Origin of the sequence: Catenuloplanes atrovinosus, from assembly GCF_031458235.1 — a bacterium.
Taxonomy (GTDB): Bacteria; Actinomycetota; Actinomycetes; order Mycobacteriales; family Micromonosporaceae; genus Catenuloplanes; species Catenuloplanes atrovinosus.
This window is the reverse complement of the sequence record NZ_JAVDYB010000001.1, coordinates 3,440,087-3,464,401: the sequence shown is the minus strand read 5'-3', so window position 1 is coordinate 3,464,401 and position 24,315 is coordinate 3,440,087. Positions and strand designations below refer to the sequence as shown.

The window sequence follows — 24,315 nt, the reverse complement described above, 5'->3', positions numbered from 1 at the left end:
CCCATTCGCTAAAGTGACATGTCCGAAATGTCGTTACATGAGTAGGTGGAGTGCGACGATGAAACGCTGGGTCGCGGCCGGGATGTCGCTCGCGCTGTCCGTGCTGTCGGCCGTCCTGCTGATGCCGAACGCGGCGCGGGCGGCGCCCGGAGACCTACAGGCGGTCATCGCGGACGGGGACGGCACGGTGCTGCACGGCATGCGCGGACGCGACCGCCGCTGGACGCCATTCGCGGCTCCCGCCCCCTGGGGCGCCAACCGCGCGCACCGGGACATGGCCACCGTCACGATCGGCGGGGAACTGCAGGTGGTGACGATCAATCACGCCGGGCGCGCGTTCCACGGCATCCGGCGGGCGAACGGCACGTGGTCCGCGCCGCTGACCGACGTCAAGGACGCGGTGCCGCGCGGCAACGACGCCGGAACCCTGCATCGTGTCGCCGTGGCGCACGCGAACGGCGAGCTCCACCTCGCCGTGCTCGGCAGCACCGGCCTGTACCACGCGGTCCGCCACGCGAACGGGACCTGGTCCGCCTTCACCGACGTCAAGCGGACCACCGCCGGCGACCCCGGCTACGTCACGGACGTGACCATCGCCGGTGACGGCCCCGACCTGCACCTCGCGGTCTCCACGATCGACAACGGCCTCTTCCACGCCCGCCGCCTCGAGGCCGCGCGGTGGACGCGGTTCGAGGACGTGCAGCGGCGTACCGGCAACCCCAAAGACCATCAGTTCCAGCAGCTCAGCGGTTCGGTGGCGGCCGGCCGATTCCACCTGCTCGCGCGTTCGGGCACGCAGGGCCTCCGCTACACCGCGCGCCGCGCCGACGGCGGCTGGGAGCAGATGATCTCCCTGCCCACGGTCGCCGGCACGATCCCCGGCGGTCAGTGGGGCTACCTGAGCATCGCCACGGCCGAGACCGGCGGCACGCTGCACGTCGCGGCCGTGCTCGCGTCCCTGCCGCTGGGCTCCGCCGACGCCATGTACCACGCGGTCTGCGCCCCCGCCGACCGGTGTGGCAGCCGGGCGTCCTGGCCGGTCCCGTTCACCCGCGTACCGGCCGGCCGCAGACCCGTGCTCGCCGCGATCGGCTGACGGCTCAGCGCAGCACCAGCAGATCGAGCGCGTCCACCACCGGCCCACGCTCGGTGAGCGCGGCAGCGCGCATCCGGGCCAGCCCCGCCGCGTACGCGTCGTCGCTGATCAGCTGCAACGGGGTGTGCGCGGCACGGCGCAGCCCGGCGACGGCCTCCGCCAGCGACGGGGCCGACACCTGCGGGACCGGTTCGCAGCCGGCCGTGGCGAACCCGGCGCCGGCGAACGCGGCCTCGACGCCGGCGATGCTCGGGTACCGGTCGAGCACCGCGACCGCCTCCGGAAACCAGCGGAACAGGCTGATCGCCCCGTGCCGCCCGGCGAACGCGGACCGGATCAGCACCGGCGCGCCCGGCCGCAGCACCCGCCGGATCTCCCGGGCGGCCGCCCCAAGGTCGGCGATGTGGTGGACGACCGTGGACAGCCACACCGCGTCGACGCTGCCGGACGCCAGCGGAATGTCCTCGGCGCTACCGGCGAGGACCGGCCGGAACACCGCGCGCTCGCGCATCGCCGCCGCCGGCTCCACCGCCACCACGTCGGCGCCGGGCCACCAGTCGCGGAACGCCCGCGCCCAGCTCCCGGTCCCGCATCCCAGGTCGAGCAGGCGCATCCCCGGCTGCGGCCGCAGATATCGGCCGATCGCCGCCCGCCAGGTGGCGAGGTCGTCGTCCCGCAGATGCCGGTTCGCCTCGAACGCCGCCGCGTCCGCGCTGTCGTACGCGATCAGAGCCATGTACCGATCCCACCACCGCGGTACGACGCGTGGACAGCCGTCATGGCACCGGGCTGATGCCGGCGACGGTGAGGGCGAGCAGCCGTTCCGCCTCCGCCGCCGGGTCCGGGTGCGGCGCCGCGGCCAGCGAGATGCCGGTGACCAGCGTCAGCAGGTCGGAGATCGTCACGCCCGGGGTCAGCGCGCCAGCGGCGGTCGCCCGCGCCACCAGCGGTGCGCCCGCCGAGGTGAGCTGGGTGGTGGCGCAGTGGGTGTGCGGCTCTCCCGGTGCGGCCACCCGATCACGGTTGAGCGCGGTCGCCAGCCCGCCGATGGTGGCGGCGGACGCGGTCACCAGGCGCAGCCACTCCAGCAGCGCCTCCCGCGCGGGCAGCCGCCCGGACAGGTCCCGGGCCGCCGCGCACAGCGACTCGACGCGCTCGCGGAAGACGGCCGCCAGCAGCGCGTGCCGGGTGGGGAAGTGGCGGCGCACGGTGCCGGAGCCGACGCCGGCGGTGCGCGCGATCTGCTCCAGCGACGCGTCCGCGCCGTGCGCGGCGACGGCCTCGGAGGCCACGGCGAGCAGGAGCGCGTAGTTGCGGCGGGCGTCCGCGCGCTGGCCGGTCATGGGCGTCCACCTCGGTCCTTGCATAAACGGCGGGGTCCGCCATATCGTACCTCCAAGGAAACGGCGTGGTCCGCCGTTTCGATCGAGAGGGGTACGTCATGACGGTCCTGGTAGTCGGTGCGACCGGTCAGCAGGGCGGCGCCACCGCGGATGAGCTGCTCACCGCCGGTGTCGCGGTCCGCGCGCTGGTCCGCGACCCGGAGTCGCCGGCCGCGCGCGAGCTGGCCCGCCGCGGCGCCGAGCTGCGCGTCGGCGACCTGCGTGACCGCGAGTCGCTGGCCCGCGCCGCCGACGGCGCCCACGCGGTCTTCTCCGTGCAGATGCCCGCGTTCGACGACGGCGGCTACGACTTCGAGGGCGAGCTGACCCTGGCGGTGAACCTGATCGAGGCGGCGCGCACGGCCGGCGTCACGCAGTTCGTGCACACGTCCGTCTCCGGCTCCGACCGGCACACCGCGGTGCCGGGCTGGTCCGCCGAGCGCCGCGCGCACATGGACCGCGTGCTGGGCGCCAAGGCCGGGGCGGAGCAGCGGGTACGCGAGGCGGGCTTCCGGCACTGGACGCTGATCAAGCCGGCCTTCTTCATGGAGAACCTGCTGCCCCGCACCGCCTACCTGTTCCCGCGCGGCGTCGCGGGCGGGCTGGCGACCACGCTCAAGCCGGGCACGCACCTGTCGCTGGTGGCGGTGCGGGACGTCGGCCGGGCCGCCGCGGCGGCGTTCGCCGATCCGGAGCGTTTCCACGGCGTGGAGCTGGAGCTGGCGAGCGACTATCTGACGATGGCGGAGGTCGCCGCGGTGCTGTCCGGCGCGCTCGGCACGCCGCTGGCCGCGCCGGACATGACCGAGGACGAGGCGGTCGCGGCCGGGATGCCGCCGTACGCGGTGGTCTCCAACGACCTGCTGAACCGGGCCGGGCAGCCGGCCAGGCCGGAGTTCGCGCGGTCGCTCGGCCTGCCGCTGACCAGCCTGGCGGAGTGGGCACACGCGCACCTGGCGCCGGTCGCGCGATGACCGGGCCGGGCCGTCGCTACCGCTCAAGCGCGGCCCGGCGCGGCCGAAGAGTCGTTCGTGGGGCGAAGAGTCACCGTGCTGCTGGGGTCGGCCGTGGCCGTGGGCGCCGTGGTGCAGGTGATGCTGCCGGTGCTGTCGATCGCGGTGGGCGCGCTGCTGGTGTTCGGGCCGGCGTCCGCGGCGGTCGCGTACGGCGTGGTGGGCTGCCGCCGCCACGTGCGCGCCGAGCGGGGCCGCATCCGCGGGGGCTGGCGGGCCGCCGCGGTCACCGACGCGCTGCTCGCGGTCGCCTACCTGCTGGCCGCGCTGAGCGGGGTGCTGGCGAGCCCCGGCCTGGCGCAGCTGGCCGGCGTGGTCGCGGTGCCCGCGGCGGTGACCGCCGTGGTGATGCTGTGGCTGCATGCGCCGTCCCCGCCGGACCGGTTCACCCGGCTGATCCAGCTGATCGACGTGGCGGCGGTGTCCAGCGCGCTGTTCATGGTCTCGTGGCACCTCGTGCTCGGCCCCGTCATGGCGACCCTGCCGGAATCGTCCCGGGCGGCGTTCCTGGCGCTGATGCTGCCGGACATCGTCGGCCTGGCCGCGGCGCTGGTGCTCGTGTCGCGGACCGAGCAGCACCGGTACCTGCACGCGCTGAGCCTGTTCCTCGCCGCGCTGACCGTGATCGTGGTGGCTCACACGATCACCGTCTACAACCAGGTCCACCAGCTGCCCTGGTACGCGAACGGGGCCGGCGCCGGCCCGATCGTCGGCGGCGTGCTGGCCGCGCTGGCCGCGCACGCCCGGCTGCCCGAGGCGGACGGCACCGGGCGCCGGTGGTTCTCCGGGCCGTGGGCGCTGCTGCCGTACGTACCCACCGGCCTCGCGCTGGCCGGCGTGGTGACGCTGTACGCGCGGAACGGCACGCTCAGCCCGACGCTCACCTGGATGCTGCTGATCACGGTGGTGCTGGCGTTCGTCCGGCAGTTCCTCGGCCTGGTGTTCGTCCGCGGTCTGCTGCGCAAGGTCGACGAGCAGCAGGCGATGCTGCACTTCCAGGCGAACCACGACACGCTCACCGGGCTGCCCAACCGGGCCGCGCTCTACCAGCGCTTCCACGAGTCCGCGGCCACGGCGGGGCCGGACACCTGCACCGGCGTACTGATGGTCGACCTGGACGGCTTCAAACCGGTCAACGACACGCTCGGGCACGCCGCGGGCGACGCGCTGCTGGTGGAGGTCGGCCGGCGGCTCACCGACTCGCTGCGCGCCGGCGAGATGGTCGCCCGCTTCGGCGGCGACGAGTTCGTGGTGCTGCTGCCGCGGCTCGACGACCCGGCGGGCGCGGACGCGGTCGCGGCGCGGATCGCGGACCGGCTGTCCGAGCCGATGTCGATCGTGCCCGGCCGCGCCATCGACGTGCGGGCCAGCATCGGCATCGCCACCACCACCGGCGGCGATTACGACCCGGACGCGCTGCTGCACCGGGCCGATCTGGCGCTGTACGAGGCGAAGGCCGCGGGCCGGGGCGCGATCCGCCGGTACGACGAGGCGCCGCCCGGCCACGGCGTGCCCGCACTGACCGCGCGCTAGCCGTCCGGCAGCAGGTCGGCCGCGGGCAGTGCGAAGTCGATGAAGCGGGCGACGTCCGACGCGGCGGGCGGGTCGAGGTTGGCCAGCACCACGATGACGTGCTCGGACGGCGGGTGGATGACCAGCTCCGCGTTCGCGCCCGGGAAGCCGCCGGCGCCGCCGATCGTGCGGACGCCGTGGATCGTCCGCTCGGCGAACCCGTACGCCTGCCGCCCGGTGAAGCCGATGTTCACCTTCGCGGTGGTCAGCAGCTCGGTGTGCGCGGCGTCCAGCAGCTCGTGACGCAGCACCGCGCGCGCGAACCGGACCAGGTCACCGGCGGTGGCGGAGGCGCCGCCGGCCGGGTTGCCGCGCAGGAACCGGTAGTCGGTGTTCGGGACGCGCTCCTCGCCGGTGTAGCCGACGGCCAGGTCCGCGGCCGGCGGCTCGTCGGGCTCGTTGCCGGACCGCGTCATGCCCGCCGGCCGCAGCACGGTCTCGCGCACCTGCTCGGGATGCCCACGCCCGCTCGCCCGCTCGATGATCGCGCCGAGCAGGACGTAGCCGTAGTTGCTGTAGTCGTACCACCGCCCGGGCTCGAAGGTCGGGGCACGGTGTCCGAGGAGGCCGACGTGGTCGTCCGGCGTGCGGATCTCGTGCCGGCGCTCCCAGTGCTCGGGCACCATGATGTCGCCGGTGCCGCCGGTGTGGGTGAGCAGGTGGTGCACCGTGACCTTCGCGGCCACCTCCGGGTTCGGGTAGTCGGGCAGCCAGCGGCCGACCGGGTCGGCCGCGGTGATCGTGCCGTCCTGGATCAGCCGCACGATCGCGGTGGCGGTCAGCAGCTTGGTGATCGAGCCGATCGCGAACCGGGTTTCCATGGTGACCGGCGTCGCCCGCTCCCGGTCGGCCAGCCCGTACGCACCGGAGAACAGCGTCTCGTCGCGCCGGGTGACCAGGATCGTGCCGCTGAACCGGCCGGCCCCCGCCTCGTCGTCCAGGATCGCGGTCAGTCGCCGCTGCCACTGCATGGCTGATGGTCTACCGGACGACGGGACCGGTCGGCCATCGATTTACGGACATCATTCCGCGGGCCGCATCAGGGGCGGGTGCAGCAGCGCGGCCGGGCCACGGCGGAACAGCTGGGCCGGGCGGCCACGGTCGCGGATCACGGTGCCGCCGGTCGGCTCGACGAAGCCCTCCGCGCCGGTGACCTTGCGGTGGAAGTTCCGGGCGTCGATCCGGGTCTGCCACACGGTCTCGTAGACCGCGCGCAGGTCCGCGATGGTGAACTCGGCCGGGCAGAACGCGGTGGCCAGCGGCGTGTACTCCAGCTTCGACCGGGCGCGCTCGATGCCGTCGCGCAGGATGCGGTCGTGGTCGAACGCGAGCCCGCCGTCGGCCACCTCGTCGTACCGCCGCCACTCCGCGCCGGCCGCGTCGCTGCCCGCGACCGGGGCCGGCAGGTCCGGCAGCAGCGCCAGGTAGGCGACCGTCACCACGCGCCCGCGCGGATCCCGGCCCGGCGTGCCGTAGGTGGCCAACTGCTCCAGGTGCCCGGCCTGCGGATCCAGCCCGGTCTCCTCGCGCAGCTCCCGGGCCGCCGCCTCCGGCAGGTCCTCGCCGTCCAGCACGAAACCGCCGGGCAGCGCCCACATCCCCTGGTACGGCGGGATGCCGCGCCGGATGAGCAGCACCTGGAGCTCGCCGCCGCGGATGGTGAGCAGCACCAGGTCCACCGTGAGGTTAATCGTCACGTTGACGATAATAGCGTCCCGGGTTTATCGTCATGATGACGAAAAACGCCGGGAGGGATCACCATGGCCGATGTGACTCGACGCTTCCACCTGCGGCACCTGCGCGCCGCGCCGACCAGCTGGGTCAGCCACACCGTGGGCGGCCGGGTCCGGCGCGCCGGCACCGGGCTGTCGTTCTGGTACCGGCCGCTGACCGCGGCGCTGTCCGAGGTGCCGGTCGACGACCGCGAGCTGCCGCTGCTGTTCCACGCGCGGACCGAGGACTTCGCGGACGTCACCGTGCAGGCGACGGTCACCTACCGGGTCAGCGACCCGGCCGCGGCGGCAGCGCGCCTGGACTTCTCGATCGATCCGTACCGGGGGACCTGGCGTGGTCAGCCGCTCGACCAGGTGGCCGGCATGCTCGCCGAGCTGGCCCAGCAGCCCGCGCTGGACCTGCTGGCCCGGTTGCCGCTGGCGGAGGCGCTGACCACCGGCATCGCGCCGGTCCGGGCCGCGGTCGCGGGCGCGCTGGCGGCCGATCCGCGGCTGACCGAGACCGGCGTGGCCGTGGTCAGCGCGCGTGTGGTGGCGCTGCGGCCCGAGCCGGAGCTGGAGCGCGCGCTGCAGACGCCGACTCGCGAGCAGGTGCAGCAGGACGCGGACCGGGCCACCTACGCGCGGCGCGCGCACGCGGTCGAGCAGGAGCGATCCATCGCGGAGAACGAGTTGCAGAGCCGCATCGAACTGGCCCGCCGCGAGCAGCAACTGGTCGAGCAGCGCGGCGCCAACACCCGCCGCGAGGCCGAGCTGGACGCGGAGCGGCAGGACGTGGCGAGCGCGGCCGAGGCGGACCGCCTGCGGCGCGCCGCCGGTGCGGAAGCCGATGCCGCGCGGGTACGGGACGAGGCGCGCGCCGCCGGCACCCGGCTGGTCGGCCTGGCCGAGGCGGAGGCCGAGGCCGCGCGCCTGGCCGCCTACCGCGACCTGCCCCCGGCCGTGCTCCAGGCGCTCGCGCTCAAGGAACTCGCCGGCCAACTCCCCTCGATCAACGAGCTGACCGTCACTCCCGACCTGCTCAGCAAGCTGGTGGGGCGGCTGGCATGAGCGAGCCTGCGAGCGAATTTGTGGCTCAGCGCCGACCACGGCGTCACCGCGGCGTAGCGGGGATTCCGGCATGAGCGAGCTTGCGAGCGAATCGGTGGCTCGGCGCCGACCACGGCGTCACCGCGGCGTGGAGGATGGCCCGGCATGAGCGAGCTTGCGAGCGAATCGGTGGCTCGGCGTCACCGCGGCGCGGCGGGGATTCCGGCATGAGCAGCCTGAGTCCGCGGGTGGTGATCGTGTCGCGGCGCAGCGAGCTCGATGAACTGCTCGCCCGGCACGGCACCCGCGGCGCGGCCGCGTTCTTCCTGCGCGAGCGCGGCCGTGACCTGGCCGAGGTGGCCGCGCGGCACGACGCGCTGGCCGCGGCGCTCACCGCGGTCGGCGCCGCGATCCCGGCCGACTGGCGCCGTGGCCACGTGGAGCGCACGGACCTGCCGCGTTTCCTGTTCGCGCCGGAGGACGTGGTCATCGCCGTCGGCCAGGACGGCCTGGTGGCGAACGTGGCGAAGTACCTCGACGGCCAGCCGGTGATCGGCGTGGATCCGGAGCCGGGGCGCAACGCCGGCGTGCTGGTCCGCCACGCCCCGGCCGAGGTGGCCGGGCTGCTCCGCCGGCGGGACGGCGGCGAGGAGCGGACCATGGTCGTCGCCCGCCTGGACGACGGCCAGGAGCTGCACGGCCTCAACGAGGTCTACGTCGGGCACGCCGGCCACCAGTCCGCCCGGTACCTGCTCACCGCGCCGGACGGCCGGCGGGAACGCCAGTCCTCGTCCGGGCTGATCGTCGGCACCGGCACCGGCGCGACGGGCTGGTGCGCGTCGATCGCCCGGGAGCGCGCCGCCGCCCCGCCGATGCCGGCCCCGGCCGACCCGGATCTCTGCTGGTACGTCCGCGAGGCCTGGCCGTCGCCGGCCACCGGCGTCAGCCAGGTCGCCGGCCTGCTGCGGGCCGGCCAGGAACTGGAGGTGGCCGCGGAGTCGGAGCGACTGGTCGCGTTCGCCGACGGCCTCGAGGCCGACGCGCTCCAGCTGACCTGGGGCCAGCGGATCCGGGTGAGCGTCGCGGACCGCCGCCTCCGGCTGTGGTGATCGCGGACCAGGGCTTGCGCGCCACCGCGGTCGGCGACGTCGTGGTGCCGCCCGGTCAGTAGTCGTACCGGCGCGCCGGATGCGTGGACCCCGGGGTCGAACCGGTCGGTCGTGGCAACATCCTCAGTGGACTTCCCCCGGCCGGTGCTCGCAGGGATCTTTCGGGCGAATCGGGGTACATGCCCGGCACGAGCGAATCGGTGGCTCAGCGTCGACCACGGCGTCACCGCAGCGTAGAGGGATTACGGCATGAGCGATATCAACCCCGAGCAGTACTCCGAGTACACGACGCAGGACGGTCCCGGGTCGGCCGACAGCGATCCGATGGCCGAGCTGCCCGACCCCGACGCGGTGGGGGAGGACGTCGACCCGCGCTTCGGCGACCATCGCAAGGACGAGCCGGATCGTGCGCAGGGCGCGCACTGATCACTGATACGGTACGAAAGGGGCATACCGCACGGCGTGAGAAACGGTGCACATGACGGACGGCCGCAGCGACACCATGATCGAGACGATTACCCGCGTCATCGTCGGCATGTGGCTGCTGCTGCTCGTGCTGGTCGCGGTGGTGATCCTGGTCCGCGCGGCCCGGCTGCACCGTGCCCGGCGCCGGGCCCGGCTCGCCGCCGTACCCCGGCGTGAACTGCTCTCCTTCGTCGCGGACGGCGGCCCGGCCGACCAGATCGACGCGCTGGCCGGGCTGCCGCAGGACGCCTGGACGGCCGCCGAGCCGGCCGCCGTGGCGATGCTGGCCAAGGTGCGCGGCGAGGCGCACGCCGGCCTGGTCGAGGTGTTCCGGCGCCGGGGCGCGGCCGACCGCGCGCTGCGCGAGCTCACCAGGCGCGCACCGGTGCGCCGGGCGCGCGCCGCGGAACTGCTCGGCAACCTCCAGGCGACCGAGGCGGTTCCGCGGCTGTGTGACCTGCTCGACGACGAGAACGCGGACGTGCGGCTGGTCTCGGTGCGCGCGCTCGGGCGCATCGGCGACCCGCGTGCCGCGTGGCGGCTGCTGGCCAGCCTGGCCCGCGCGCAGCCGGCGTCCGCGCAGATGGTCGGGCTGGCGCTGGCCCAGTGCGGCAGCGGCGCCGAGGGTGCGCTGCGCGCCGCGCTCGACCACCCGGCGCTGCTGGTCCGGCTGACCGCGCTGGAGGCGCTCGCGCTGCTGAAGGCGCCGTCCCGGTCGCTCATCACGCTGATCGCCGGCGTGCTGCGCGCGGACGAGTCGTCGGAGGCGCGCGTGGTGGCCGCCCGGACCCTGGGCCGGCTCGGCGCCCGGGACGGGGTCGCGCCGCTGCTGGAGGTCCTCGACTCGGACGCCGCGCCGCCGATCCGCGCCGCCGCGGCGCAGGCGCTCGGCACCATCGGATCACCGGCCGCCGCCACCCGGCTGGCCGCGCACGTGGCGGACGCGGAGTACCGGGTCGCGCACGAGAGCGCCCACGCGCTGCGCCGGTGCGGCCCGGCCGGGCTCACCTACCTCCAGACGCTGAGCACCGAGTCGGCGGGACTCACCGGCACCCACGCCCGCGAGGCGCTGGCCATCGCCACCATCGCCGCCCGGTGACGCGCGCGGTCAGGCCGCCAGGGACGCCAGGACGGTCTCCCGTACCGCGCGGACCGTGTCAGTGACCGTGGCCGGATCCCGGCCGATGCGCTCCGCGCCCGCCCGCATCACGCCGGACAGCAGCTCCACCGTCAGCGGCACGTCGCCGACGTCGCGGAACTCGCCACCCGCGATGCCGTCCCGCACCACGTCCTCCACCGCGGCCACGATCGCGTGGAACGGGCCGTCCGGGCCCTTCGCCGGCCCCGCGCCGGTGCGGAACATCAGTTGCAGGACCCGGTCGGTGAACGCGGTCAGGACCACCTCGACGATCTCCCGCAGCCGCTCGGCCGCCGGATCCGCGCGGCGCGCCGCGATCGCCGCCACGTGCCCGACCGCGGGCCGGCTCAGCCGCTCCGTCAGCGCCAGCACCAGCGCGCCCTTGTCCGCGGCGTAGTTGTACAGCGTGTTGCGGGCCAGTCCCGCCCGCGCCGCGATGTGCCCCATGTTGATCGAGTCGTAGTCGCGCTCGCCCAGCAGCCGCCGCAGCGCCTCGGCCAGGTCGGCCCACACCATCTCGTGGTGCTCCTCGATGCTGGCTCCCCGGATCCGCGGCATCCGATCATCCTGCCGTACGCCGCCGGGGCGTGTCCGGCCGAGCCTCGCCGGCCTCGGATCGTTCGGTTGTATCGGCATTGTCATGATCGGCCGCTGCCGGGTCCCGGCTGCCTATAGTCGCTGCTGTGCGTGCTCATGTGCTGGTCGCTGAGGATGACGCCCGGCAGGCCGAGGTGGTCCGGCGGTACCTGGAGGCGGGCGGGTACCGCGCCTCGGTCGTGCACGGCGGCCGGGATGCGATCGACCAGGTCCGGCAGGCCCGGCCGGACTTGGTCATCCTGGACGTGATGATGCCGCAGTTGAACGGCGTCGAGGTCTGCCGGGTGCTGCGCCGGGAGAGCAACGTGCCGGTGCTGATGCTGACCGCCCGGCGCGACGAGGACAACCTGCTGCGCGGACTGGACGCGGGGGCGGACGACTACCTGATCAAGCCCTACAACCCGCGGGAGTTGATGGCGCGGGTCCGCACGATGCTGCGCCGCAGCCAGTGGGCGCCGGCCGAGCCGGACGCCGAGCTGCGGGTCGGCGAGATCGTGGTCGACGTCCGGGGCCGGCACGTGACCAGCGGCGGGCGCCGGGTGGACTGTACGCCCGGTGAGTTCGAGATCCTGGCCGCGATGGCCGCCGCGCCGGACCGGGTGTTCACCCGCGCGCAGCTGCTGGAGCGGGCCCGTGGCTTCGAGGCCGCGGCCACCGACCGTACCGTCGACATGCACGTCATGAGGTTGCGCCGCAAGATCGAGCCCAATCCGCGCCGCCCGGCCTACCTGCTGACCGTCTACGGCATCGGCTACAAGCTCACGGACGGGTCACGGTGACGCGCGTCCCGCTGCACCGCAGCCTGGTCGCGCGGCTGCTGGCCCTCTCGCTGGGGGTCATGCTGTGCGCCGTGACGGCCACCGCGTGGCTCGCGGCGCAGAGCACCACGCGCGCGATCGTGCAGGCGCAGGGCCACGAGTTCTCCTACGACCAGATGATCTACGACGAGGTGGTCGGCTACGCCGCGACGCACACCGACTGGTCCGAGGTGCAGCCGCTGCTCGCCGAACTCGCCACGGGGACCGGCCGGCAGATCACGCTGACCGGTCTGGACGGCGGGTTCCTGGCCAGCTCGGAGACGTCGCCGGGCCTGCCGGCCCGGCCGGCGGCGGTGGTCGACCCGCTCTACCTCGAGGGCTACCTCTCCGGCGACCCCACCGGGCGCGGTATCGACCGGCGCGCGGTCGGCCCGTACCGGCTCACCGATGCCGAATTGGCGACCGTGTCCGAGCGCGTGCTGGCGGCGGAGTCGTGCATGACCGACAAGGGCCTCGACACATGGATCGCCGATGAGACCGGCGGCCGGCCGACGCTGGTCCACGAGGACCGCGTCACACCGGACGCGCAGCTAGCCGATTGCCTGCGGAAGTCCGGCGCCGACGTCCCCACCGACACCGAACGGCGGGCGCTGAACGAGCTGACCGTCCTCACCAACGACTGCCTGGGAGGCGGCACGGTCACCGTGCTGCTCGGCTTCACCTGGACCGGAAGCACCCGCGCGGGGACGGAGACGCAGAAATGCATCGATGAATCCCTCCGGGAGCAGCTCCGGCCGTACGTGGTCTCGCCCGCGTACCTCTACATCCACGACGCGCCATCGGTGGCCGGCCCGGTCTTCGACCTCTCCCGGGCCAGCACGCTGCGGATCGCGGGCGTCTCGGCGCTGGTGCTCGCGGTCGCCGTCGCGGTCACGCTGGTGGTCGGCCTGCGGATGTCCCGGCCGCTGCGCGCGCTCACCCACGCCGCCGAGCAGGGCGTCGCCCGCGTCCCGATCCGGGGCCGGGACGAGATTGGCCGGCTCACCGCCGCGTTCAACGACCTGACCGAGCGCCGCGAGGCCGGGGAACGGCAGCGGCAGGCGATGGTCGACGACATCGCGCACGAGCTCGGCACGCCGCTGACCAACATCCGTGCCTGGCTGCAGGCCGCCCGGGACGGTGTGGCGGACCCCGACCCCGAGCTGCTGGATCTGCTCGCCGACGAGGCCGACGTGCTTCAGCACATCATCGACGACCTGCGCGACCTCGCCGCGGCCGACGCCGGGCGGCTGCGCCTGCACCCGGAGCCGGTCTACGTCAACGAGTTGCTGGACCAGGTCGCCGCCGTGCACCGCAGCCGCTCCGGGGACGTCACGATCGTGACCGAACCGGCCGGCGATCCCGAGGTGACGCTCGACCCGCTCCGGATGCGCCAGGCCGTCGGCAACCTGCTCTCCAACGCGGTCCGGCACTCCCCGCCGGGCGGCACCGTGACCGTCCGCTCCCGTCTCGACGGCGACGATCTGGTGATCGAGGTCGTCGACGCCGGCGACGGGATCGGCGAGGACGATCTGCCGCACGTCTTCACCCGCTTCTGGCGCGCGGACCGGTCCCGCAGCCGGCACACCGGCGGCAGCGGCCTCGGCCTGGCCATCGTCCGCGACCTCGCCGCCGCGCACGGCGGCACCGTCACCGCGACCAGCCGCGCCGGCCACGGCAGCACCTTCACCATCCGACTGCCCGCCCGGGCCTGACCTACCGTTCTCGCCTTTCGCACCGCCGGTGGCCGCGCCACCCGCGGCGATGAACCCTGCGCAGAAAGACAGGAGGCGGCCGATCATGGCTGCGACGAAGGATCGCCTGCTGGCCCTGGACGGGCTGCGGCTGCTGTGCGCGCTGGTGGTGGCCGCCCACCACCTCGGCATGGCCTGGTCGGTGGACGGCGTACGGCCGACCAGCACGCATCTGCCGCAGGCGGTGAACTCGGTGCTGATCTACGGCTTCCTCGGCGTGGAGGTGTTCTTCATGATCAGCGGCTTCGTCATCTGCATGAGCGGCTGGGACCGGACCCCGCGCGCCTTCCTCGCCTCCCGGGCCGGCCGGCTCTACCCGGCGTTCTGGGCGTGCGTGCTGATCACCACGGCCGTGATGACCTGGTTCCCGCTGACCGAGGGCATCCCGCTGCCGCACGGCCTGACCGGCGGTGACGTGGCCGTCAACCTCACCATGCTCGCCGCGCCGCTGAACGTGCCCTACGTCGACACCGTCTACTGGACGCTCTGGTACGAGTTGCGCTTCTACCTGCTGTTCACGGTCGTGATCGCGCTGGGACTCACCCGTGGCCGGGTGCTCGCGCTGGGCGCCGGCTGGCTGGCCGCGGCCGTCGTCGTACCGGCCGAGGTGCCGCTCGCGGAGCTGGTCATGCCGCAGTTCGCGCCGTACTTCGTGGCCGGTATGACGCTCTATCTGATCCGCCGGCACGGGATGACCCTGCCGGTGGGGTTGCTGCTCGTCGCGTCGTGGCTGCTCAGCCTGGTCCGCGTGCGGGAGCGCGTGCTGTTCGCGAACCCCGGCTTCCCGGTGCCGGTCGGGCCGGGGCTGCTGATCATCACGCTCGGGTTCGCGGTGCTGCTGGCGATCGCGCTCGGGCACACCGACCGCTGGAGCTGGCGCTGGCTGGCCGTGGCCGGGGCCGTGTCGTACCCGTTGTATCTGCTGCATCCGCGCATCGGCTACACGATGATCCGGTACGCCTACGACCGCACCGGTCTCCCGGTGCCGCTGCTCGTCGCCGGCGCGATCCTGGTGCTGCTCGTCGTCGCCTGGCTGGTCCACCGCCTGGTGGAACGCCCGCTCGGCCCGGCGCTGCGCCGCCTGATCGCCACCGGGCGGGTGCGGTTCCCGGCCGCCGTGTCGATGGTCGATGGACCCGGCTCGCCGGGCGGCGCGCTGGGCCTGCGGATCGGCGTGCCGGCAGAGGACGGCGGGGGTGTCGGACGGGCCCGCGGGTGACGACCGCCGGGCCTCGCCCCGCTCCGGCCCCCACGTCGACACGCCTTAGTCCGGCAGGAGCGGGGCGGCCTGGTGCAGGTCGCGGCCGAGCCGGTCCGCACGGGTGACCGACGACGCGCCGAACCGGTCGCGGATCGCGTCCAGCGCGGAGTCCAGGCCCTCGTCGTGCGGGTCGTCGAACGGCAGTTCGGGCTGGACCGCGCCGCCGCCGTCCAGGTTCCCGACGGCCACGCCGACCAGCGTGATGCCACGCTCGGTGATCAGCGGCCGGGCCGCGGTCAGCAGCGCCCGCGCGGTCGCCAGGATCGCCCGCGTGCTCGTCGTGGCCTTGAGGAGGCTGCGCGAGCGCGTCGCCCGCGTGTAGTCGGCGAACCGCAGCCGCAGCATCACCGTGCGCCCCGGCCGGCCCGCCGCCCGCATGCGCCGCGCCACGCGGTCGACCAGTGCCGCCAGCACCGCGTCCACCTCGGCGAACGCGTGCGGCCCGCGCCCCAGCGCGCACTGCGAGCCGATCGATCCGCGCCGCGCTCCCACCCGAACCCGCCGGGGGTCGTGGTTGTGGGCGAGCGCGTGCAGGTGGCGGCCGGCGGCGGCGCCCAGCATCGCGACCAGCGCCGCCTCCCCGATCCGGGCCACGTGCCCGACCGTGTGGATCTGCCGGTCCCGCAGCCTCGCCGCGGTCACCGGCCCGACGCCCCACAGCCGCTCCACCGGCAGCGGATGCAGGAAATCCAGTTCACCGTCCGGCGGTACGACCAGCAGCCCGTCCGGCTTGCCCACGCCGCTGGCCACCTTGGCCAGGAACTTCGTCCGCGCCACCCCCACCGTGATCGGGAGTCCGACCCGCTGCCGCACGTCCGCCCGCAGCGTCGCCGCGATCTCCTCCGGCCCGCCGCGAATCCTCCGCAGCCCGCTCACGTCCAGGAACGCCTCGTCGATCGAGATCCCCTCGACCAGCGGGGTCGTGTCCCGGAAGATCTCGAACACCCGCCGGCTGGCCTCCACGTACGCCCCCATCCGGGGCGGCACCACGACCGCGTCCGGACACAGCGCCCTGGCCTGCGACAACCCCATCGGCGTACGGACGCCGCGCGCCTTCGCCTCGTAGCTGGCCGCCAGCACCACCCCGCCGCCGACCAGCACCGGCCGCCCCCGCAGCCGCACATCGTCACGCTGCTCCACGGACGCGTAGAACGAGTCCAGGTCGGCATGCAGGATGGTCACCGCGCCAGCATAGAACACGTGTTCGATTAGCGGCGGCGCCGCCGCGGCGGGTCAGCCCGCGAACGACGCCCCCTGGGTCGCGGGCAGCCCGATCGCCGTCCGGACCGCGAGCTCGCCCGCGAACGCCGCCTCCGCGAAGAGGTGGACCAGGCCGGCCTCCCTCGGGAAGCGCCGCTGATCGTCGGTGAGGTCGCCCGGCACGTCCCGGACCGACCGCCTAGCCGCACCGTCCACCCCCGACGGCCGTGAGGCGGGTCCGCCGGCTCAGGCGGCGCGGCGCCGGTCGTCGGCCAGGAGGGGGAGGTGGGCGGCGCGGAGGTGGTCGACGGTGGCGTCGCGGCCGGGCGGGCAGCGGCGGTCCAGCTCGGCCCAGGCCTCGGAGAGCGCCCTGACCAGGCTCTCCGTCTCCGCGGCGTGGCGGGCCAGCAGCTGGGCGCGCAGCGTCTCCAGGCGGGCGGACCAGCCGGCGGCGACCTGGCCGGCGCGGCGGGCGGCGGCGGCCGCCTCCGCGGCGCTCTGCGCGGCCGGGACCGGCACCAGCGCGGCCAGCGGGCGGTCGCCGTCGGCGATGACGGTGACGATGTCGGCGGGACCGGTGCGCGCGAGCAGGTGCGACAGGCGCGTGCGCGCGTCCCGCTGCGAAATGACCTGCCGCGGGCGGGGCTGCTCGGCAGGGATCGGTGTCAGATGTGCCATGCCGCGCAGAATGCCACCCGGGTACGACATTTTTCCGCGCGCCGTTCCCGTGTTCCGCGCCCGGAATGGTCTGCGGCCGCTCGCCGGGGAACGCGCGGCTCCAGCCGGGTCGTCCCCGGGTACGTCCGCACGCCGCCGATCATCGCCAGCGGCGCCGCGCGGCTCCACCGAATCAGCGCCACCATGAGAAGAATCGATGGATATGGCACCCTGATCAGTGGCGGGGACGGCGTACCGACGGGAAGTGGGTGTTGTCATGATCGGTCGAATGCTCGCGGCCATGGTGCTGATGGCGGGTCCGGTGCCGCTCGCGGACGATCCGTTCGACGTGCTGGTTTTCTCGAAGACGGCCGGGTTCCGGCACGATTCCATCCCGGCCGGCGTGCAGGCGGTCCGCGACCTGGGCGCGGAGGCCGGGTTCACGGTGACCGCGACCGAGGACGCGGGTGTGTTCACCGCGGCGGGGCTGGACGGCTACGAGGCGGTGGTGTTCCTCAGCACCACCGGTGACGTGCTGGACGCGGAGCAGCAGGCCGCGTTCGAGTCGTACGTCCGGGCTGGTCGCGGCTTCGTGGGCGTGCACGCGGCCGCGGACACCGAGTACGACTGGCCGTTCTACGGCGAGCTGGTCGGCGCGTACTTCGCCCGGCACCCGGCGATCCAGCCGGCCACGGTGCGCGTCGAGGACCGGGCGCACCCGGCCACCGCGCACCTGCCGCGGGACTGGACCCGCACCGACGAGTGGTACGACTACCGCACCAACCCGCGGGCCACCGCGCACGTGCTGGCCACGCTGGACGAGTCCACGTACACCGGTGGCGGGATGGGCGCGGACCATCCGATCGCGTGGTGCAAGACGCTGGACGGCGGCCGGTCCTTCTACACCGGTGGCGGTCACACGGCGGAGTCGTTCGCGGACCCGGACTTCCGGCGGCACCTGCTCGGCGGCATCCGGTACGCGGCCGGGCAGGCGCGGGCCGACTGCCGCCCGGAGACCGGCTACACCGCCCTCTACGACGGCGACACCGCCGGCTGGGCGCAGGCCGGGCCGGGCGCCTTCACGAACGCGGACGCCACGCTGACCTCGACCGGCGGGATGGGGCTGTTCTGGTACGAGGCCGAGCGGTTCACCAGCTACTCGCTGAAGCTGGACTGGCGGATGACCGGCGACGACAACAGCGGCGTGTTCATCGGCTTCCCGCCGTCGGACGATCCGTGGTCGGCGGTGGACAACGGTTACGAGATCCAGATCGACGCCACCGACGCGCCCGACCGCACCACCGGCGCGGTCTACACGTTCCAGGCCGCGGACCAGGCGGCCCGCGACGCCGCGCTCAACCCGCCGGGGGAGTGGAACACGTTCGAGCTGCTGGTCGAGGGGGACCGCCTGCAGGTCTTCCTGAACGGCGTGCGGATCACCGACTTCACCGACACCGACGCCGTACGGTCGCTGGCCGGGCACATCGGCATCCAGAACCACGGCGACGCCGACACCGTCTCCTTCCGGAACATCCGGATAAAGGAGCTTCCTGGCGGATGCGGCCGATAGCCATCGACGGACGTTAGACTCGCCGGGTGACGACCACCTCCGTCCACCCGGCGTGGCTCCCGACCGAGGCGTGGCGGCCGATCGGCACGCGCCGGGTCCGGGTCGACGTGACCGGCACGGTCCGCGACGAGGTCCGGGCCGCCTGCGCGCTGCACGGCGGTGAGCTGGTCACCACCGGCGAGGCCGACCTGATCCTGCGGATCGGCGGCGCCGACGGCTACGCCATCACGCGCGAGCGGCACGTCACCACGGTCTCGTCGGCGACGCACGCCGGGCTGTTGCACGGCCTGTTCGCCACGGTACGGATGGGGGAGTCCGCCTTCGTCCCCGGCCCGCGCATCGACAGCGCGCCCGCGTTCGCCCGCCGCATGCTCGACCACTGGGACAACCTGGACGTCCACCCGGTCATGGGCCAGGTGGAGCGGGGTTATGCGGGCGGGTCGCTGTTCTGGCGGGCGGGCGCGCTGCGCACCGCCGACCTGCCGCGCGTGCGCGACTACGCCCGGCTGCTGGCCAGCATCGGCATCAACGCGGTCGCGCTCAACAACGTCAACGTGCACGCCACCGAGGCGCGGCTGCTCACCGACCGGCTGCCCGACCTGGTCACGCTGGCCGACGTCTTCCGGCCGTACGCGGTGCGTGTCCACCTGGCCGTCACGTTCGCCGCCCCGATCGTGCTCGGCGGGCTGGACACCGCCGACCCGCTCGACCCGGCCGTGCGCGCCTGGTGGTCGGTCACGCTCGCCGCGGTCTACGAGCGCATCCCCGACTTCGGCGGCGTGCTGGTCAAGGCCGACTCGGAGGGCCGGCCGGGCCCGTTCGCCTACGGCCGCACGCACGCCGACGGGGCGAACATGCTGGCCGAGGCGCTCGCCCCGCACGGTGGCGTGGTGCACTGGCGCGCGTTCGTCTACAACCACCGGCAGGACTGGCGTGACCGCACCACCGACCGGGCCCGCGCCGCGTACGACCACTTCGCGCCGCTCGACGGCGCGTTCGCCGGCAACGTCGTCCTCCAGGTCAAGCACGGCCCGATGGACTTCCAGCCGCGCGAGCCGATCTCGCCGGTGCTGGCCGCGATGCCGCGCACCCGGCTGGCGATGGAGCTGCAGATCACCCAGGAGTACACGGGGCAGCAGCGACACGTCTGCTACCTGGCGCCGATGTGGTCCGCGGTGATCAGCGGCGCGCCGGCCGCGCGCGAGCTGGCCGGCGTGGCCAACACCGGGGACGACCCGTTCTGGACCGGCCACCCGCTCGCCCAGGCGAACCTGTACGCGTTCGGGCGCCTGGCCTGGGACCCGTCGCTGGCGCCGGAGACGATCCTGGACGAGTGGATCACCTTGACCTTCGACCCGGACGACGCGGCCCGCGAGGCGCTGCACGCGATCATGGACGAGTCGTGGCGGACGTACGAGCGGTACACCGCGCCGCTCGGCGTCGGGTTCATGGTCCGGCCCGGCCATCACTACGGCCCGGACGTGGACGGGTACGAGTACACGCCGTGGGGCACCTACCACTTCGCGGACCGGGACGGCGTCGGGGTGGACCGCACGGTGGCGACCGGCACCGGATACACCGGCCTCTACCCGTACCCGTGGAACGAGATCTTCGAGTCCCTGGCCGACTGCCCCGACGAGCTGCTGCTGTTCATGCACCACGTGCCCTACACACACGTGCTGCGCAGCGGCGAGACGGTGATCCAGCACATCTACGACACGCACTTCGCGGGCGTGTCCGAGGTGGAGGCGATGCGCGAGCGGTGGCAGCGCATCAAGATCGCGCCGGACGTGCACGCGCGGGTGTCCACGCTGCTGGACGAGCAGCTGCGGTCCGCGATCGAGTGGCGCGACCAGATCAATACGTATTTCTTCCGCAAGTCCGGGATCGGGGACATCCGCGGCCGGAAGATCTATTAGAATCCGTCAATGCGCAGTCGTGTGCTGACCATCCTCGTCCTCGTGCTGGCCCTGCTGACCCCCGCCGTCCCGGCCGCCGCGGCCGCCGACGATCTCGTCGACCGGCTGTCCGCGATCCCCGGCCTGACCATCGTGTCGGAGAGCGCGCCCGCCGGATACCGGTTCTTCGTGCTCACCTACCGGCAGCCGGCCGACCACCGGCACCCCGGGCGCGGCACCTACGAGCAGCGGCTGACGCTGCTGCACCGGTCGGCCGACGCGCCGGTCGTGCTCGCCACCAGCGGTTACGGGCTGCCGGCCACGCCGACCGCGTCGCGCACCGAGCCGACCCGGCTGCTCGACGCCAACCAGGTGTCGGTCGAGCACCGGTTCTTCACGCCGTCGCGGCCCGCGCCGGCCGACTGGCGCGACCTGACCATCTGGCAGGAGGCCACGGACGAGCACCGGATCGTGCGGGCGCTCAAGACGATCTACTCGGGGAAGTGGATCCAGACCGGCGCCAGCAAGGGCGGCATGACCTCGGTCTACCACCGCCGGTTCTACCCGCACGACGTGGACGGCGTGGTCGCCTACGTCGCGCCGAACGACGTGCTCAACGACCTCGACGGCGCGTACGACCGGTTCTTCGGCACGGTCGCCGACGCGGCCTGCCGCGGCGCGCTCGACGACCTGCAGCGGGAGGCGCTGAAGCGGCGCGACCGGCTGGTGCCCCGGCTGGAGGAGCAGGCCGCGGCGAACGGCTGGACGTTCACCCGCACGCTCGGCACCGCGGACCGCTCGTTCGAGATGACCGTGCTCGACGCGGTGTGGGCGTTCTGGCAGTACCGGTCGGTCGCGGACTGCCCGGCCGTGCCGCCGGCGACCGCCACCGACGAGGAGCTCTACGCCTGGATCGACGAGGTCGCGGGCTGGTCGTTCTACACGGACCAGGCGCTGGAGTACTACTGGCCGTACTACTACCAGGCCGCCACGCAGCTGGGCTGGCCGAGCCTGCGCTTCGACCACCTGCGCGGCCTGCGCGACTACCCGGGGCTGTACAGCGCGGTCTCCACGCTGCCCCGGGAGCTGCGCGCGCCGCACAACCCGCTGCCGATGATCGACGTCGACCGGTGGGTGCGCACGGCCGCGCCGCGCATGCTGTTCGTCTACGGCCAGAACGACCCGTGGGGCGCGGAGCCGTTCACGCCCAGCCGCCACGACTCGTACGCGTACGTGGCGCCGGGCGCGAACCACGGCGCCAACATCTCCCGCCTCACCCCGGAGGACGCCGCGGCCGCGACCGCCACGCTGCGCCGCTGGGCCGGCGTGAGCGCGCCGGCCGCCGACGCCGCGCGGGTCGCGCCGCTGCCGTTCGACGACATGCTGCCGCGGCGCGGGGTCAGCGGGGCGCCAGCCGCCGGATGACCAGGTACATCCGGCAGCCGAGACAGAAGCCGAACGCGGCGTTGAGGAACGCGGCGAACAGCGCGGCCCCGGCGAACACCGCGCCGGCCACGGGCGCACCGGCCAGGTAGCCGATCGTGGCCGCGACGGTGAACACCATGCCCACCAGCTGGGCGAAGCGCGGCGGCTCCGGTGCCTCCAGCTCCGCGGGCGGGCCGAGCCGCGGCGCCACCAGCGCGCGGTAGAGCAGGGCGTACGGGCCCAGGCGCAGGTCCAGCGCGGTGATCGCGAAGACCACCGCCTGGGCCAGCGCCAGCCAGCCCGAGCCGGTGACCAGCACGACGACCAGGACGACGGAGGTGAGCGCGGCGCCGAAGCGCGGGCCGCGCGGGTCTATGCCGTTCACTGTTCTTCTTTCCGGGGGATCAGCGCGGCGACGGCCGCGAGCACCTGAGGCCGGGTCGGCACGCCGCCGGCCCGGCCGACGATCCGTGACTGCGCGTCGATGATCAGCGTGGTCGGCGTCGCCCATATCTTCAGCGCGCGGACCGCGTCGAGGTGGCTCTCCGCGTCGACCTCGACGTGCCGGACGCCGTCGGTGTCCCGCCCGACCCCGGCCAGCACCGCGCGGGTGGCCCGGCACGGTGCGCAGAACGCGGTCGAGAACTGCAACAGCGTGACCTCGCCCGGCAGCACGCCGAGTGCGTCGCGCAGCGCGGGATCGAGACGGTGGTCGTCCACGGGCTCCTCCGGTGTGAGCCGGCCGTCGCGGGCGCGCCACCAGAGGCCGGCGGCGGTCGCGGCGAGCAGTACGGCACCGGCGAGCGCCGCTCCTTCGTACACGGGGTAATCCTGACACGCGCGGTAGGAGATGCCTATAGCAAGATCGGGTTGCGGTCGTCACCCGTCGCTTGTAGACCCTCGTCGTGGCGGGCCGCCGGTGGCGCTATCGTGCTCGGTGTGGACGACACCAGCGCAGCCGCCGCCCCCGGCATAGATCCGTCCGTGGCGCACCCCGCCCGCCGCTACAACTACTGGCTGGGTGGCAAGGACCACTTCGCCGCCGACCGTGCCTCCGGTGACGAGCTGGAGCGCCTGTTCCCGAAGGTGCGCGACGGCGCGATCGCGAACCGGGCGATGCTGCAGCGCGCCACCCGGTTCCTCGCGGCCGAGGCCGGCATCCGGCAGTTCCTGGACATCGGCACCGGGCTGCCGACCGCCGACAACACGCACGAGGTCGCGCAGCGGCACGCGCCGGAGAGCCGGATCGTCTACGTCGACAACGACCCGCTGGTCATGGTGCACGCGCGGGCGCTGCTCAACAGCAGCCCGGAGGGGCGCACCGCGTACATCGAGGCCGACCTCAACGACCCGGACGCGATCCTGGGCGATCCGATCCTGGCCGACACGCTGGACCTGAGCCGGCCGGTCGGGCTGATGCTGATCGCGGTGCTGCACTTCATCCACGGCGACGGCGCGGCCAAGCCGATCGTGGGCCGCCTGCTCGACGCGCTGCCGTCCGGCAGTTACCTGGTCGCCACGCACGCCACCTCCGACTTCGGCACGCCCGAGCAGCAGGCGCTCTACCGGCAGCTGGTCGAGCAGGGCAAGTCCGACGTGTGGACCCGTCCGCGTGAGGAGTTCGCCGCGCTCTTCGACGGTCTGGAGCTGATCGAGCCGGGCGTGGTCCCGGCCTCGGAGTGGCGCCCGGACCCGGGCGCGGTCATCCCGGAGCGCTCCGACATCAACGTGTGGACCGCGGTCGGCCGCAAACCCTGATCGGCGGTACGGGCTCAGCGCGCGCCGACCGACTCCGCGAGCGAGCGGTGCGCGCCGGTCAGCCCGCGGGTGTCCCGCACGCCCAGGTACGGGTCCGCCCCGTCCGGGCTGACCAGGTCGCCGCGCCGCACCCACACGTCGGTGGGCCGGATCAGGTAGTTCGTGGTCAGCACCGTGGCGTGGTGCGCCAGCAGGTACTCCAGGATGCCGTGCAGCCGGCGGCTGTCCCGGGCGCAGCCGCTGAGCGCCGGCACGTGCAGCACCGCCTCGCCGGCGGCGGCCCGGCGCAGCCGCGCGAGCAGGGCCTGGTCCGGGATCGGCGGCAGCGCGGGCACCGGCGCGGCCGGCAGCCGCAGCTCGCGCCGCCCGCCCTCGGCGAAGCCGTCGGTCAGCGCCTCCAGGCAGGCCCACGCGCGCGGGAAACGCCCGGCCAGACCCATGAACGGGTGCGTGCCGGCGACCCCGACCGGCTCGCGCAGCCGCGCGCCCAGCAGGTGTGACAGCGGCGCGGCCGCGTACCGGAGCACGGCCGCCACGCCGTAGGTCGGCGCGCCGCCGCGGACCGCCTCGTCCAGCAGGCCGTTACGTACCGTGACCGTGACCTTGGCCTTGAGGTCCAACGGCGCGTCGATCGGCTCCTGGTGGTACGCCTCCTCGACGAACGGCGCGATCAGCACGTCCTGCTCCCGGACCGGCAGGCTGGCCAGCGCCTCCGCCCGGCGCAGCACGTCGGCGCCGATCCGGCGGGCGAACTCCTCGGGCACCTCGCACACGTCGGTCAGCATGCCGGGCAGCGTCTGCTCGCAGTAGGCGACCATGAACGCCGGATCGGGAACCGTCATCGCCCACGAGAATATGAGC

At 74.1% G+C, this 24,315-nt stretch carries 24 protein-coding genes and 1 pseudogene; 14 read left to right on the top strand and 11 right to left on the bottom strand.

The window, feature by feature from the left end; translation table 11 throughout:
- The first annotated feature begins 58 nt into the window (after nucleotides 1–58).
- Nucleotides 59–1,096: a hypothetical protein gene (locus J2S41_RS15605; RefSeq protein ID WP_310368398.1), complete on the top strand. Its 1,038-nt coding sequence runs from the start codon at nucleotides 59–61 to the stop codon at nucleotides 1,094–1,096.
- A 4-nt stretch (nucleotides 1,097–1,100) separates the two neighbouring features.
- Here J2S41_RS15605 and J2S41_RS15600 read toward each other — a convergent pair whose 3' ends face one another.
- Nucleotides 1,101–1,832, bottom strand: coding sequence for a class I SAM-dependent methyltransferase (locus tag J2S41_RS15600; protein WP_310368397.1), 732 nt, complete (start codon nucleotides 1,830–1,832; stop codon nucleotides 1,101–1,103).
- Between the two features lie 40 nt (nucleotides 1,833–1,872).
- A complete protein-coding gene (locus J2S41_RS15595) occupies nucleotides 1,873–2,439 on the bottom strand; it encodes a TetR/AcrR family transcriptional regulator (protein ID WP_310368396.1) in 567 nt (188 codons plus the stop codon).
- 98 nt (nucleotides 2,440–2,537) lie between these two features.
- Between J2S41_RS15595 and J2S41_RS15590 the strand changes: the two genes are divergently transcribed.
- A complete protein-coding gene (locus J2S41_RS15590) occupies nucleotides 2,538–3,452 on the top strand; it encodes an NmrA/HSCARG family protein (RefSeq protein ID WP_310368394.1) in 915 nt (304 codons plus the stop codon).
- Between the two features lie 57 nt (nucleotides 3,453–3,509).
- Nucleotides 3,510–5,024, top strand: coding sequence for a diguanylate cyclase domain-containing protein (locus J2S41_RS15585; RefSeq protein WP_310368393.1), 1,515 nt, complete (start codon nucleotides 3,510–3,512; stop codon nucleotides 5,022–5,024).
- Here the strand turns inward: J2S41_RS15585 and J2S41_RS15580 are convergent.
- Complete coding sequence (locus J2S41_RS15580; protein WP_310368391.1) at nucleotides 5,021–6,034, bottom strand: serine hydrolase domain-containing protein; 1,014 nt, start codon at nucleotides 6,032–6,034, stop codon at nucleotides 5,021–5,023. The genes J2S41_RS15585 and J2S41_RS15580 overlap by 4 nt on opposite strands.
- Nucleotides 6,035–6,085: 51 nt before the next feature.
- Entirely contained in the window at nucleotides 6,086–6,754 is a 669-nt protein-coding gene (locus J2S41_RS15575) for an NUDIX hydrolase (RefSeq protein WP_374728255.1), read from the bottom strand.
- 69 nt (nucleotides 6,755–6,823) lie between these two features.
- Here J2S41_RS15575 and J2S41_RS15570 point away from each other — a divergent pair, with 69 nt between their 5' ends.
- The 4 genes from J2S41_RS15570 (at nucleotide 6,824) to J2S41_RS15555 (ending at nucleotide 10,498) form a co-directional block, all read left to right on the top strand.
- On the top strand, nucleotides 6,824–7,846 hold the full coding sequence (locus J2S41_RS15570) for an SPFH domain-containing protein (protein ID WP_310368387.1): 1,023 nt from the start codon (nucleotides 6,824–6,826) through the stop codon (nucleotides 7,844–7,846).
- A 206-nt stretch (nucleotides 7,847–8,052) separates the two neighbouring features.
- On the top strand, nucleotides 8,053–8,934 hold the full coding sequence (locus tag J2S41_RS15565; protein WP_310368386.1) for an NAD(+)/NADH kinase: 882 nt from the start codon (nucleotides 8,053–8,055) through the stop codon (nucleotides 8,932–8,934).
- Between the two features lie 249 nt (nucleotides 8,935–9,183).
- Complete coding sequence (locus J2S41_RS15560; protein WP_310368385.1) at nucleotides 9,184–9,360, top strand: hypothetical protein; 177 nt, start codon at nucleotides 9,184–9,186, stop codon at nucleotides 9,358–9,360.
- Between the two features lie 52 nt (nucleotides 9,361–9,412).
- A complete protein-coding gene (locus J2S41_RS15555; RefSeq protein WP_310368383.1) occupies nucleotides 9,413–10,498 on the top strand; it encodes a HEAT repeat domain-containing protein in 1,086 nt (361 codons plus the stop codon).
- A gap of 9 nt (nucleotides 10,499–10,507) precedes the next feature.
- Here the strand turns inward: J2S41_RS15555 and J2S41_RS15550 are convergent, their stop codons facing one another.
- Nucleotides 10,508–11,095 (bottom strand): TetR/AcrR family transcriptional regulator, encoded by a 588-nt coding sequence (locus J2S41_RS15550; protein WP_310368381.1) that lies wholly within the window; start codon nucleotides 11,093–11,095, stop codon nucleotides 10,508–10,510.
- Nucleotides 11,096–11,220: 125 nt separating this feature from the next.
- On the opposite strand from J2S41_RS15550, the gene J2S41_RS15545 reads away from it, so the two are divergent.
- The 3 genes from J2S41_RS15545 (at nucleotide 11,221) to J2S41_RS15535 (ending at nucleotide 14,904) form a co-directional block, all read left to right on the top strand.
- Nucleotides 11,221–11,913, top strand: coding sequence for a response regulator (locus J2S41_RS15545; RefSeq protein ID WP_310368379.1), 693 nt, complete (start codon nucleotides 11,221–11,223; stop codon nucleotides 11,911–11,913).
- On the top strand, nucleotides 11,910–13,646 hold the full coding sequence (locus tag J2S41_RS15540) for a sensor histidine kinase (protein ID WP_310368376.1): 1,737 nt from the start codon (nucleotides 11,910–11,912) through the stop codon (nucleotides 13,644–13,646). Before J2S41_RS15545 ends, J2S41_RS15540 begins: the two co-directional genes overlap by 4 nt.
- 85 nt (nucleotides 13,647–13,731) lie before the next feature.
- Nucleotides 13,732–14,904 carry an acyltransferase family protein gene (locus J2S41_RS15535; protein WP_310368374.1) on the top strand — a complete coding sequence of 391 codons (1,173 nt, stop codon included), beginning with the start codon at nucleotides 13,732–13,734 and terminating at the stop codon, nucleotides 14,902–14,904.
- 45 nt (nucleotides 14,905–14,949) lie between these two features.
- On the opposite strand, the gene dinB is transcribed toward J2S41_RS15535, so the two are convergent.
- From dinB to J2S41_RS15520, 3 genes are all read right to left on the bottom strand, one after another.
- Nucleotides 14,950–16,128, bottom strand: coding sequence for a DNA polymerase IV (gene dinB / locus J2S41_RS15530; protein WP_310368372.1), 1,179 nt, complete (start codon nucleotides 16,126–16,128; stop codon nucleotides 14,950–14,952).
- Nucleotides 16,129–16,179: 51 nt separating this feature from the next.
- On the bottom strand, nucleotides 16,180–16,329 hold the full coding sequence (locus J2S41_RS15525) for a hypothetical protein (protein WP_310368369.1): 150 nt from the start codon (nucleotides 16,327–16,329) through the stop codon (nucleotides 16,180–16,182).
- A gap of 63 nt (nucleotides 16,330–16,392) precedes the next feature.
- Nucleotides 16,393–16,824, bottom strand: coding sequence for a type II toxin-antitoxin system Phd/YefM family antitoxin (locus J2S41_RS15520; protein WP_310368367.1), 432 nt, complete (start codon nucleotides 16,822–16,824; stop codon nucleotides 16,393–16,395).
- Between the two features lie 256 nt (nucleotides 16,825–17,080).
- Here J2S41_RS15520 and J2S41_RS15515 point away from each other — a divergent pair.
- The 3 genes and pseudogenes from J2S41_RS15515 to J2S41_RS15505 form a co-directional block, all read left to right on the top strand.
- Nucleotides 17,081–18,358, top strand: a pseudogene (locus J2S41_RS15515) (ThuA domain-containing protein); the annotation flags it as partial.
- Nucleotides 18,359–18,399: 41 nt separating this feature from the next.
- Nucleotides 18,400–20,292, top strand: coding sequence for an alpha-glucuronidase (locus tag J2S41_RS15510; protein WP_310368366.1), 1,893 nt, complete (start codon nucleotides 18,400–18,402; stop codon nucleotides 20,290–20,292).
- A 9-nt stretch (nucleotides 20,293–20,301) separates the two neighbouring features.
- Nucleotides 20,302–21,696, top strand: coding sequence for a S28 family serine protease (locus tag J2S41_RS15505; RefSeq protein ID WP_310368365.1), 1,395 nt, complete (start codon nucleotides 20,302–20,304; stop codon nucleotides 21,694–21,696).
- Here J2S41_RS15505 and J2S41_RS15500 read toward each other — a convergent pair.
- Together J2S41_RS15500 and J2S41_RS15495 are read right to left on the bottom strand one after the other, a co-directional pair.
- Nucleotides 21,671–22,081, bottom strand: coding sequence for a DUF4395 domain-containing protein (locus J2S41_RS15500; RefSeq protein ID WP_310368363.1), 411 nt, complete (start codon nucleotides 22,079–22,081; stop codon nucleotides 21,671–21,673). The genes J2S41_RS15505 and J2S41_RS15500 overlap by 26 nt on opposite strands.
- Nucleotides 22,078–22,518 (bottom strand): TlpA family protein disulfide reductase, encoded by a 441-nt coding sequence (locus J2S41_RS15495; protein ID WP_310368361.1) that lies wholly within the window; start codon nucleotides 22,516–22,518, stop codon nucleotides 22,078–22,080. Before J2S41_RS15495 ends, J2S41_RS15500 begins: the two co-directional genes overlap by 4 nt.
- 117 nt (nucleotides 22,519–22,635) lie before the next feature.
- Here J2S41_RS15495 and J2S41_RS15490 point away from each other — a divergent pair, with 117 nt between their 5' ends.
- On the top strand, nucleotides 22,636–23,454 hold the full coding sequence (locus J2S41_RS15490) for an SAM-dependent methyltransferase (protein ID WP_310368360.1): 819 nt from the start codon (nucleotides 22,636–22,638) through the stop codon (nucleotides 23,452–23,454).
- Nucleotides 23,455–23,468: 14 nt separating this feature from the next.
- On the opposite strand, the gene J2S41_RS15485 is transcribed toward J2S41_RS15490, so the two are convergent.
- A complete protein-coding gene (locus tag J2S41_RS15485; RefSeq protein ID WP_310368358.1) occupies nucleotides 23,469–24,296 on the bottom strand; it encodes a hypothetical protein in 828 nt (275 codons plus the stop codon).
- Nucleotides 24,297–24,315: the final 19 nt, after the last annotated feature.